The sequence below is a fragment of the Streptomyces virginiae genome (assembly GCF_000720455.1).
GTDB classification, from domain to species: domain Bacteria; phylum Actinomycetota; class Actinomycetes; order Streptomycetales; family Streptomycetaceae; genus Streptomyces; species Streptomyces virginiae.
In genome coordinates, this window is sequence record NZ_JOAK01000064.1 from 1 (window position 1) to 10,982 (window position 10,982).

Annotated in this window: 7 protein-coding genes; 3 read left to right on the forward strand and 4 right to left on the reverse strand. The window is 75.9% G+C overall.

The features are described 5' to 3' along the window. Nucleotides 1-414: 414 nt before the first annotated feature. Both IG86_RS0137610 and IG86_RS0137615 read left to right on the forward strand, forming a co-directional pair. On the forward strand, nucleotides 415-627 hold the full coding sequence (locus tag IG86_RS0137610) for a hypothetical protein (protein ID WP_030834124.1): 213 nt from the start codon (nucleotides 415-417) through the stop codon (nucleotides 625-627). An 85-nt stretch (nucleotides 628-712) separates the two neighbouring features. After that, the gene (locus IG86_RS0137615; protein WP_078906188.1) at nucleotides 713-1,309 is read left to right on the forward strand and encodes a GNAT family N-acetyltransferase; all 597 of its coding nucleotides are present in this window, start codon (nucleotides 713-715) and stop codon (nucleotides 1,307-1,309) included. A gap of 75 nt (nucleotides 1,310-1,384) precedes the next feature. Here the strand turns inward: IG86_RS0137615 and IG86_RS0137620 are convergent, their stop codons facing one another. Both IG86_RS0137620 and IG86_RS0137625 read right to left on the reverse strand, forming a co-directional pair. After that, complete coding sequence (locus tag IG86_RS0137620) at nucleotides 1,385-1,612, reverse strand: hypothetical protein (protein WP_051785650.1); 228 nt, start codon at nucleotides 1,610-1,612, stop codon at nucleotides 1,385-1,387. A gap of 235 nt (nucleotides 1,613-1,847) precedes the next feature. Then, nucleotides 1,848-3,431 carry a DUF6056 family protein gene (locus tag IG86_RS0137625; RefSeq protein ID WP_051785651.1) on the reverse strand — a complete coding sequence of 528 codons (1,584 nt, stop codon included), beginning with the start codon at nucleotides 3,429-3,431 and terminating at the stop codon, nucleotides 1,848-1,850. Between the two features lie 300 nt (nucleotides 3,432-3,731). Here IG86_RS0137625 and IG86_RS39550 point away from each other — a divergent pair, with 300 nt between their 5' ends. Then, a complete protein-coding gene (locus tag IG86_RS39550) occupies nucleotides 3,732-5,123 on the forward strand; it encodes a glycoside hydrolase family 15 protein (RefSeq protein ID WP_051785652.1) in 1,392 nt (463 codons plus the stop codon). Nucleotides 5,124-5,413: 290 nt separating this feature from the next. On the opposite strand, the gene IG86_RS45235 is transcribed toward IG86_RS39550, so the two are convergent. Together IG86_RS45235 and IG86_RS0137640 are read right to left on the reverse strand one after the other, a co-directional pair. Next, nucleotides 5,414-7,567 carry a PIG-L family deacetylase gene (locus tag IG86_RS45235; protein ID WP_063761603.1) on the reverse strand — a complete coding sequence of 718 codons (2,154 nt, stop codon included), beginning with the start codon at nucleotides 7,565-7,567 and terminating at the stop codon, nucleotides 5,414-5,416. A 2,047-nt stretch (nucleotides 7,568-9,614) separates the two neighbouring features. Continuing rightward, a complete protein-coding gene (locus IG86_RS0137640; protein WP_030902981.1) occupies nucleotides 9,615-10,721 on the reverse strand; it encodes a sugar ABC transporter substrate-binding protein in 1,107 nt (368 codons plus the stop codon). Nucleotides 10,722-10,982 lie beyond the last annotated feature (261 nt).

Consider the following 10,982-nt stretch of genomic DNA (forward strand, 5'->3'; position numbering starts at 1 on the left):
CGCCACCAGCAGGTCTGGAACGACCGCGACACCGCCACCCTCCGCGACAACCGCGGCAACGTCATCGACACCGAGTCCTGGGGCCGCCGCGGACACCAGTACCGCGGCTGATCCCGCCCGGTGGTCGCCCCGACGGGGACGGTGACCGCCGGATGAGAGGGGTGCGGCGTGTCATGGCCGGGGCCGTGGCGCGCCGCACCCGTGCGTGCGGGCACCCGTGCGTGCGGGCGGGCGGGGGCAGGTGGGTCGGGGGCGGGTGGGTCGGGGGCGGGTGGGTGCATTCGGGTGGCGGCGTGCCGTGTCGGGCCGGTGGCGGGGGCCCGGTTCGCGATGCTGGGGCCGGGCGCGGCATGGGGGCCGGGTGCCCTGTCCCCCGTCCCACCTCCCCCATCCCACGGCGAGAAGGAGTACGGCATGCCGACGGACGCGGTCGGGCGTTTCCTCGCGGCGCTGGAGCCGCACCGGCGTCAGGACGTCGCGGGCAGGCCGCGCCCGGAGCAGGAGCGGCTGGCGGCCGCCTGGGAGGAGGAGCTGGGCTCGGACGACGAGCTCGACACCCTCGATGAGCTCTCTCCGCCCGCGGCGGAGGCCGAGGCGGCCCGCCGGGTGATGGACCGCGAGTCCTGAACCGGCCGCCGGTGCGCGGTGTGCGCGTCCGGGCGGCTGGATATGGGGTGGCAGGTGGCTGCGGAGTCGGGGAAGACTGCGGCGGGTGCGTGAGCGTGTGGAGGTGTCCTCGGGTCTGCGGCTGCGGCGTTGGACGCCGGCGGATGCCGGGGCGGTCCTGGCGGCGTTCGCCGAGCCGGTGATGTCGCGGCAGTCCGCCGAACCGGTGGTGACGCTGCCGGCGGCGAGGCGCTGGCTGGCGTCCCGGACGGAGCAGTGGGACGCGGGGGCTGGGTTCGCTTTCGCGGTCGTCGACGGTGCGGACGTGGTGCTGGGGCATGTGGCGGTCGGTTCCGTCGACCGGCGTCACGGCACCGGGTGGGTCTCGTACTGGACGACCGCTGCGGCCCGCGGGCGGGGCGTCGCGTCGGGCGGCTGCCGTGCGGTGGCGGCCTGGGCGTTCGAGGATGCCGGGCTGTTCCGGCTGGAGCTGGGCCACCGGGTCGACAACCCGGCTTCGTGCGCGGTGGCCCGGGCTGCGGGCTTCGCGGTCGAGGGGGTCCAGCGGCGCAAGCTCGAGTACGACGGTGTCCGCTACGACGTCGAGCTGCACGCGCGGCTTGCGACCGACTCCGGAAGCGGCGGTGGCGGGCCGGCTGAAGCGGGCGGTGGCGGGCCGGTCCGTTCCGTGCCGGCTCCGTGACGGGCGGGTGAGGGCCGGCCCGGAGCGTGCATGGCCGCGCCGCGGAGCGGGCCGCCCTGCGGGCGGTCGCGCCGGTCAGGCGGCCGGCCGGGGCTGGGGGGCCTTGCGCGTTTTCACTCCGGCGGCGATGAGCGCCAGTCCCGCGGCGAGGACGGCGAGGTGGGCGGCGGGCGGAAGGTCGACGAGCTTGTGCAGCCAGCCCCACTCCGTGCCGAAGAAGGTCTGCGAGGCGAAGCTGACGAGCCCCTGGGCCGCGATGACGTAGCCGATGCTTTCGACGGTGTGTCCGATGGTTGTTCGCACGGATCAACCCTCTCGCGGCCGGCGCCGCGGGAGCGTCCTGCTCAGGGCCGAAATCGCGGTAGGCCAAAGGATGCAGCCGCCCTGCGCGGAGCAGCGGCGCGGCACCCCGCCGCGGCAGGGCGGGGCCGGTTCGGCGGCGGTGGCCGGTTCGGTGGCGGGGGCCGTTCGGTGGCGGGGGCCGTTCGGTGGCGGGGGCCGGTTCGGTGGCGGGGGCGGTTCGGTGGCGGGGGACGGTTCAGCGGCGGTGGATGCGGTCGACGCCGTACCAGCGGGAGACGCAGGCGGCGACCCAGTCGCGGTCGTAGTCGGTGGTGAAGAAGGGTTCGGCGAGGCTGGCGATGTGCAGGGGGCGGTAGCCGACGTCGGTGGCGCCCCGTGCGGCCTCGGCGCGGATGCGGGTGTTCTGGGCGTCCCAGGCGATGGAGCGGGCCACCGTGGTGGTGGTGAGCTGCTGCAGGTGCGGGACGAGTGAGGCCATCGCGGCCAGGGTCAGGCAGAGCGCCGCCGTCGTGGCGGCTGCCGCGGCGGCGGGGCGGCGGACGGCCGGGCGGGGGCCGGCCCAGGCGCCCAGCAGGACTCCGTAGCCGCACAGGGCCAGTTCCATGGGCAGGAGGAAGCTCGTCCAGGTACGGGCGTACGTCCAGCCGGTGGGGCCGTATCCGCTGCGCAGGCCTGCCGCCACGGCGAACGAGCCCAGGATCACCACGGGCAGCGGGAGGAGCAGCAGGGCGGCCCGCGTCATCCGCCCCGCACCGGCCCCCGCACCGGCCACGGCCACGGCCCCGGTCCTGGCGCCGGTGCCGGTCCTGGCGCCGGGTGGGGGTGGGGGGTGGGGGGTGCGGAGGGTGGCGGCCAGGCCCAGCAGGAGGCCGGCGGCCGCGGCGGCGAGGTAGGCCCACTGGCCGGTGACGGTGTCCCACATGCGCAGCCAGTCCTCGAAGGTGGCGCGCAGTTCGCCCGCGGAGAGCAGCGGGGGCTTCTGGGGCTGTTGGGCGCGGCGCCAGCGGGCGCCCGGGGAGGTGTAGAGGACGGCGAGGCCGCAGGCGAGGCCGGCGCACCACAGCAGGCACCAGGTGAAGGGGCGCCAGGTGGTGGCCAGGCGCAGGCGGGGCAGGCACAGGAGGGCGGTCAGGGCGGCGAGGAGCCCGCTGACGAGGGCGAAGGGTTCGCTCAGGGTGCCGAGGGCGAAGCCGATGAGGAGGGCGCCGGCGAGGCCGGCGGTGCGGACGGCGCGGCGGGGGTGGGTGACGGTGGCCAGGGCCAGCAGGAGGGCCCACAGGCCGATGACGCTCGGCACGGTGTGGGAGATCGTGGCGGGGGCCCACAGCAGGACCTGGTAGCTGCGGGTGCCCGCGAAGTAGAGGAGTGCCTGCAGGGCCAGGGCGCAGGCGGTCAGGGCGAGCAGGGGCGGTGCGTGGCCGAGGGCGCGCAGGAGGCGGCGGCCCAGCAGGACGAGGGCGGCGGTGAGGGAGACGGTGATGAGGGTGGGGAGGATCTTGGTGCCGGCCGGTCCGCCGCCGTAGAGGAGGCCGCTGAGGAAGGCGTTGGTGATGCGGCCGTTCTGGGTCGTGTAGAAGTCGGCGGTGATGCCGAGGACTCCCAGGTCGCGGGCTTTCCAGGCGGCGCACCAGTCGTCGGAGGTGGGGCGGGTGTAGAGGCCGAGGAAGCATCCGACGGCGACGAGGGCTCCCGCGGCGGCGGCGAGGGTCGCCGCGGCGGCGGGCAGGAGGGTGCGCAGGAGGTGGCGGGGGCCGGTGTTCGGGCCGGTCGGGGGGGAGGGGGTCACGAGGTCCTCGCCCTCGGCCGCCATGGTGCTCATGGGCCACCTCTTCGCAGCGTTCGCAGCGTTCGCAGCGGGGGCCCGTCGGGCGGGGGCGGCCGGGGCGCCCCGCCGGCTGTGGTGATCGCACGGCCCGCGAACACCCATGATGTGCACGGTTCGGTGCGGGCGGCATCCCGGGCGGGGCCGGTCGCCGCGGCCCGCTGTCCCGGGCGGGCCGGGGGTTGGGGTGGGGGCGTCACCCGGGCGGCGGGGTTTTGGTGGCGGGGCGGGTGGTGGTCTTCGAGGATGAGTGGGGGTCAGCGTCCGCGTGTGCGTGGTGCGGCGGAGGGAGTGGCGGTGCCCGTTGTCCTCGGCTGTTGGGCGGTGGCCACGGCGGTGCTGGCGGGTGCCGCCGTTCCGGTGTGCGGTGCGGGCGGTCATGCGCCGCTGTCGGGGTTCGCCGCCCCTGCTGTCGGGGTGCTGTCGAATGTGACCGCCGCGGAGGGGATTTCGTCCTCGCGTGCCGCGGGTGCCCGGTACGTGGAGGGCAGCAATGTGCTGCGGCTGGCGTCGGGGCGGTGGCTGTACCTGCCGGCGGGGCGGACGGTGTCGGTGGTGGTGGCCGCCGGTGACGGGCGGGCGCTGCGGCAGATCGGGCAGAGCCGGGCGTGGCTGGCTTCCGGCCGTGTCCCGGGCAGGTCCGCGGCCGAGCGGGCGGCGGCAGCGCGGGCGTTGCTGGCGATGCGGGCGCTGTTGCGGCCCAACGGGGCGATGGCGGCGGGGTGGAGTCCGGGCTGGATGTACTCCTGGCCGCGGGATTCGAGTTTCGCGTGCGCGGCGTTCGCGCACACCGGGCATGACGCGGAGGCGTTTCGGATCCTGCGGCACAGTGCTGCGACGCAGCGTGGGGACGGCAGCTGGGAGGCGCGGACGAAGCTGGACGGTTCCGGGCCGCCCGACGGCAGGCGGTGGCAGCTCGATGCCAACGGCTGGGTTCCGTGGGCGGTGTGGCAGTGGTACCGGGCGGCGCCGGTGGAGGGCCGGCGGGCGCGGCTGATGACGCTCTACCCGATGATCGGCAAGGCGGCCGACCGTGCGGTGCGGTCGCTGGGGGCGGACGGGTTGCCTCCGGCGTCGCCGGACTACTGGGAGCTGATGACGTCGAGTGCGAACATCGGTACGGCCGCGCCGCTGCTGGCCGGGCTGAACGCTTCCGCGGACCTGGCGCGGGAGGCGGGCCGGCCCGGGGACGCGGCGCGGTGGGCGCGGGCGGCGCGGCGGCTGTCCGCGGGGATCTCCGCGCGGTTCTTCCCGCTCGGCTACCAGCGCACCGTCGACGGGCGGCACGGGCGTGACAGTGCGGTGACGTTCATGGCGCCGCCCTTCAACACCGCTGCGGCCGGTGTGCCGGCGGCGTTGGAGGCCACCTACCGGGCGCTGCGTCTGCCCAACGGGGGGCTGACGCCGGGTGATGATCCGGGGGCGCCGTGGGGGGCGACGGCGTGGACGCCCAGTACGGCGTTCTTCGCGCTGGCGTGGGCGGCCGGGGGGCGGCCGGCGAAGGCGGGACCGGTGCTGGAGTGGGTGCTGTCGAAGCGGAACGCGCTCGGTGAGCTGCCGGAGAAGGTGGACGGGGCGGGGCGGGCGGCGTCGGTGGCGCCGTTGGCGTGGACGGGTTCGATCGTGCTGTTGTCGCTGGTGGCGCTGGAGGGCGGCGGGCTGGCGGCGCCGCCGCCCGCGCAGCCGTAACGCGCCGGGGGCGCGGGCCGGGGCGCGGGCTGGGCGCGGTGGGTCGGGCGGGGGCCGGGGCGCGGGCTGGGCGCGGGGGCGGTCCGCGGGGCCGGGCAGGGGTGTCTCCTCGGCTCGGCGCGTGCGGGCATGTCTCGGTTGTGCCCGGGGGTTGCGCGCTCGTCCTGCGGGGACACCCCTCCCCGTCCCCGCTCCCCCGGCGTCGGGCCCGGTTCCGGGAGACCGTTCGGCCGGCGTCGGGCTGCGAGGTGCCCGGGTGTACCGCCTCGGTGAAGGCGCCCGGTCGGTGGTCAGTGGGGGCGGGCGGCCTGGGCGAGGACGGTGGGTGGGACGGCCCGGTGCCAGGGGGTGGAGGGGGCCGGCACGGCGGGACCGGGACCGGGGGCGGGGGTTGGGGTGGGTGTGGGTGTGGGTGTGGTGGTGGTGTGCAGGTCGGCGTCGAGGCCGAGGGCGGCGGCCAGGCCGGTGCCGTCGGGGGCGGTCACGGTGGCCGGGGCGCCGGTGTAGAGCATCTGGGATTCGTACCAGGCGGGGTTCTGGCCGGGGAGGGTGACGGCGGCGGTGCCGGTGGCGGCGCGGCCGGCGAGGAGGTGGCCGGTGGTGGCGACGGCGCCGTAGCCGCCTTCGCCGCCGGCGGTGGCGGGCGGGGAGAGGAGGGGGGCGGGCGCGCCGGGGGTGATGGTGGCCTGGGTGGTGGTGACGGTGCCGGTGCCGGGGGTGCGGAAGGAGAGGCGGACGCCGTCGTCCTGCCCGGTGGCGGAGAGTACGCCGGTGGTGGCGGGCAGGCCGGTGGGGAAGGGGCCGGTGAGGGGGGCGCCGGGGGCGGGCTGGGTCCAGGCCAGGACGGTGCGGTCGGTGGCCGCGTAGAGGTGGCGGCGGCCGGCGCTGTCGGTCGCGGTGACCGGGTCGCCCTGCAGGGCGGTGCCGCCCAGGGTCTGCCAGGGGCCGAAGTCGGCGCCGGGGGCGCTCTGGGTGCGGGCGCGCAGGGTGCGGCGGGAGTCGCGTATGTAGACGGTGATGCGGCCGGTGGCGTCGGCGGCGGCGGTGGGTGCGCCGGTCGCGGAGGTGGCGGACAGGTCGCCGGTGTCGGGGGTGCCCAGGCTGTGCCAGGGGCCGAAGTCGGCGCCGGGGGCGTTCTGGAGGGCGTAGACGCTCTCGCGCCGGTAGTCCTGGGCGGTGGTGGCCAGGGTGGTGCGGGTGGCGAGGACGGCGATGCGGCCGTCGGGCAGGCGGGTGGTGGAGGCGCCCGCGTCGATGGTGGTGCCGGGGGCGGTGGGGGGCAGGAAGCGGGGGCCCTGCCAGTCGGCGTCGGGGGCGGGGCGGGTCCAGTAGGCCATCTGTCCGTCGAGGGCGGCGAAGGCGTAGAGCCGGCCGGGCGGGCCTTGGGTCATCCAGGTGGTGGACTCGCCGCGGCTGTAGCGGATGGTCTGGTTCCATCCGGCGCCGGTGGGCCGGGTCGCGGTCTTGCGGTCGCCGCAGCCGGCGGGGCTGCCGCACCAGTCCTGGTGGTCGCTCCAGGCGTAGGTCTTGAGGTAGCCGAGTTTCTCCTCGGCGGCTTTCGCGTCGAGGGTGGGGGGCAGGGAGCTGTTGGGGTAGCTGACGTAGTTCTGGACCGAGAAGTGCGGGCGGCCGGCGGTGGCGGCGTAGCGTTCGGTGGCTGCCTGCACGAAGCGGGCGCCGTACATGTGGTCCTGGTGGTCGAGGAAGGCGCCGGCGGGCTGGGTGCGGCCGGGGGTGGGGTCCTGGGTGCGGATGGTGGTGGGCCGGTAGAGCGCGAAGACGTTCGCGATGGCCTGGACGGCCTGGTCGCGGGTGTAGGTGCAGGGGGTCCGTACGGGGCTGCCGGAGGCGAGCTGGGAGCCGAGGGCGGGGACCTTGCCGTCCCACAGGCCGCGCAGGCTGTCGGGGTTGTCGCCGGAGATGCTGCGGGCTTCGCGCATCTGCATCCACACCAGGTTGACTTCGGGGCGGGCGAGGAGGACGTCGACTTCGGCGCTGCCGCCGCCGGTGGTGGGTATGGAGGTGCGCTGCCAGGCGCTGGTGCGCCGGCCGGTGGCCATTTCGGCGTAGGCGGCGCGTATGCCGTTCTGGCGGGCTTCGGCGTAGGAGGCGTGGTCGGCGGGGCGGGTGGGGTCTTGCAGGTGCGGGCTGTGGGCTTCGTTCCTGCCGTCGGACTCGCCCGCGGTGAGGTAGACGGTGGTGACCTTGACGCCGGTGGATATGGAGCGGCTGAGGTCGGGGTTCATGAAGAAGAGGTCGTCGTCGGGGTGCGCGACGACCTGCAGGACCGTGCCCTGGGTCACGCTGGGGCGGGAGGTGGCCTTGGTGGCGGCGGCCGGCTGGGGGGCGGTGCCGTATCCGTAGGCCCAGGTCGTGATGCCGGCGGCGCCGACGGTGAGGGCGGCGAGCAGGGCCACGAGGCGGGTGCGGCTGGCCAGGGACATCTGCGGGCGCCTTGGGGGTCGGTCCGGTGCGGGGTGCTCCGAAGAGAGAGCGGTGTCGGTGCGCGGTGTCGGTGCGCGGTGTTGGTGCCCCGATGGCTGGAGCACTTCCCGGAGACGACCGGGGCCGATTATGCCCCGCGTGTTTTCTGCTGACACACCATCAAGAGGTATATGAAGTCAAACCAGTTGAATGCGAGATATGGGCGGCTTGTACCTATTTGGCACTGGTTGGGTGGGGTGTGGTGGGAGGGGGTGGCGTGGTGTGCGTCACGTGCGGGATGGTTTTCGGGGTGGCGGATTTCCGCTGACTTCTGGGGACTTCTGTCGACTTCCGCGGGTTTCTTGCGTGTCTGGGCAGGGGTTTTCCCGGGTTCCGGGGGTGTTGGGCCGGCAGCGGCCGCGGGGCGGGGCCGGCGGGCGGGGCGCGCGGGTGTGCGGGGCGGCGGTGAGGTCGCTCACACCGGCCGGTTCGGGGCGGCCGCCGGCCCGTGGCGGCGACGCCCCGGGCCGGCGCACCGGGCACCGACGGGCGGTGACGGTTGCCTGTGTCCGGTCCCGCGCGGGACCGGGGTGGTGCCCTGGGTCCGGTCCATGCGCGGGCGGCGGTGGTGCCCCGGGTCCGCTCCCGCGCGGACCTGGCGGACGGTGGCGTTGCCCTGCGTCCGATCCCGGCTGCGGGGCTCCATTTCCGGTCCCGGCGGCGCCCTGCGCCCGATCCCCCGCAGGCGGTGGCGGTGCGGCAGGCGGTCGCGGGCATCCGTGTCCGATCCCGGCAGGCGGTGGCGGGCATCCGTATCCGGTGCCGGCGGGCGGAGGCGGTGCCCCGGGGCGGTCCCTGCGGGCGACGGCGGGACTCCGTGTCCGGTCCCGGCGGGCGACGGCGGTGGCCTGCGTCCGGTCCCGGCCGGCGGAGGCGGTGCCCGGGGCCGGTCCCTGTGGGCGGTAGCGGTCTTGTGTGTCCGGTTTCCCGACGGGCGGTGATGGTGCCCCGGGTTCAGTCCCGCGCGGGCGGTCGCAATGCCCCGCGTCCGCTCCCGGCAGGTGGCAGCGGGGCTCCGTGTCCGGTCCCACGCAGGCAGTCGCGATGCCCTGTGTCCGCTCCCCCGGAGGCAGTCGCGGTACCCCGGGGTCGATCCCGGCGGGCGGTGGCGGGGCTCCGTATCCGGTCCCGCGTGGGCGGTCGCGATGCCCCGAGTCCGGTCCCGGCGGGCGGTGATGGTGCCCGGTCCGCCCGCGCGGGCGGTGGCGGTGGCCTGCGCGTCCGGGCAGGCGGGCGGTGGCGGTGCCCAGGGACCGGTCCTGCGGGGGCGGACCGGGCCGGGTGGTCGATGCCGGCCCGGCGGGCCCGGCGCGTCTCCGGGCGGCCCGGGCCGCCCGCGCACGCGTCGGTGTGGCCGCCGGTCCAGCCGGGGACGTCGGTGCCGGTCGCGGCGCGCCGCTGGGGGCGGTAGGCACCAGCAGGCGGGGAAGCCGTGCGGGCAGGCCGGGCCCGTCAGGCCGCTGGCCGGGGAGGGGTTCCCGTGGAGCAGGGCGTGCCCCGGGTGCCCTGGCCGGGCCGGGCGGCCAGGTCCTCGAGTTCACCGGCCGCCCCGGCTGCGGAGCGGGCGCCGCCGGGCGGAGGAAGGCGGCGACGTCCTGGGGGGGCGGCCCCTGGCGGCGGGGAAGCGCGCGCCGGCCGGGCGCCGGTGTTGCAGGTGCTCCAACACCCGGACCGCTCCCCCGGGTTGAGGGCAGGAGTACCGGCCTGCTGTGCCGCGGCGGGCCGGGGTGCAGTGGGGCCACCTCGTGGGCGGGGCGGTCTGCTTGGTCACCGCGGTGGCCTGCGCCGGCTCGGCGTGCCCGGTGGGAGCGTCCCGGTGCGCCCTGCTCTGCGCGCAGCGCGTCCCCGTACGGCACGGACGGCCCCGTGGGCTCACCCCTCCACCGCGGGCAGCGGGCGGCGGGCAGCGGGCAGCGGTGTGCGGTGATGGCGTTCGGGGGTTGCGGGGCGGGCCGCCTCGCCCCGGCGGTGGCGGGTGCAGGGGCGGGCGGGCGGCTGGGGGTGGTGCTATTTCAGGCCGATCTCCTGGCATGCGGCTCTGATGGCGTCGTTGCAGATTTCCTCGGGGGTGTAGACGCCGTCGAGGACGACGGTGGTGCGGATGTCCTCGCGGGTCACCGGCACGCCGGGGATGAGGACGGCGGGGACGCGCTTGGTGGTCGGGCTGCTGACCACCTGGTTGATGATTCCGTCGATCTTCTCGCCCTGGGCGAGGAGGACGGCGAGTTCGGCCGCGGCCTCGGCCTCGCGGGCGTAGGGCTTGTAGACGGTCATGAACTGCTCGCCGGCCACGATGCGCCGCACTCCGGCGAGTTCGGCGTCCTGGCCGGTGACGGGGGGCAGCGGGGAGACGCCGGCGGCCTTGAGGGCGGCGATGATGCCGCCGGCCATGCCGTCGTTGGCGGAGTAGACGCCGACGACCTTGTCCTTGCCGAGGGCGGAGAGCGCGGCGGTCATGTTGGCGGTGGCGTTCTCCGGCTTCCACTCGACGGTGTCGTACTCCTTGCCGACGTTCACCTTGCCGTCCAGGACGGAACGGGCACCGGACTTGAAGCTGGCGGCGTTGGGGTCGGTGACCGCGCCGTTCATCATGACGATCTTCCCGGTCCTGGCCTTGTCGCCCAGGGCGTCCAGCAGGGCCTTGCCCTGGACGCGGCCGACGTCCTCGTTGTCGAAGGAGGTGTAGGCGTCGATGGGGCCCTCGGCCAGGCGGTCGTAGGCGACCACCGCGATGCCCGCGTCCTTGGCCTTCGTCACCGCGCCGGCGATCGCCTTGGAGTCCACCGCGTCGATGACCAGGACGTCCACCTTGCCCTTGATCATCGCGTCGGCCTGGGCGCTCTGCCGGACCGCGTCGCCCCCGGCGTTGGCGTAGAGCACCTTGCCCTTGCCCAGGGTCAGCAGGGCGACCTTCTTCTCCATCAGCGGCTTGTCGAACTTCTCGTAGCGCGCGGTCTCGTTCTCGGGGAGCAGCAGGCCGATCCTGACCGCGGCACCGCTGTCGCCCTTGTCACCGGAGCCGTCGGAGCCGTCGGAGCCGCCGCAGGCGGTGAGCGTGACGGCGAGCGCCGCAACGGCCAGTGCAACGGGGGCACGCCCCAGATACGCGTTCACGAGGTGAGCCTCCCTGACAGGGCCGTGTCCGTACGGCCGAGGTGGAGGCAGTCAACGTGCCCGCATCGCTGCCGTCAAGAAGTGAATCCCTAACGAGATGGCAACGCTGTCACCGTGCCCCCGCACCGTGTCCGTGCAGGGCTTTCCCCGGCCGGCGGTGGTCTGCCTGCCGGCCTGGCATCAACTCCTGAAGGGTGGGGGGCGGGTGGGTCTTCGACACGTGAGCGGGGTGTGTGCCGGGGGCGGGGATACGGGGGATAC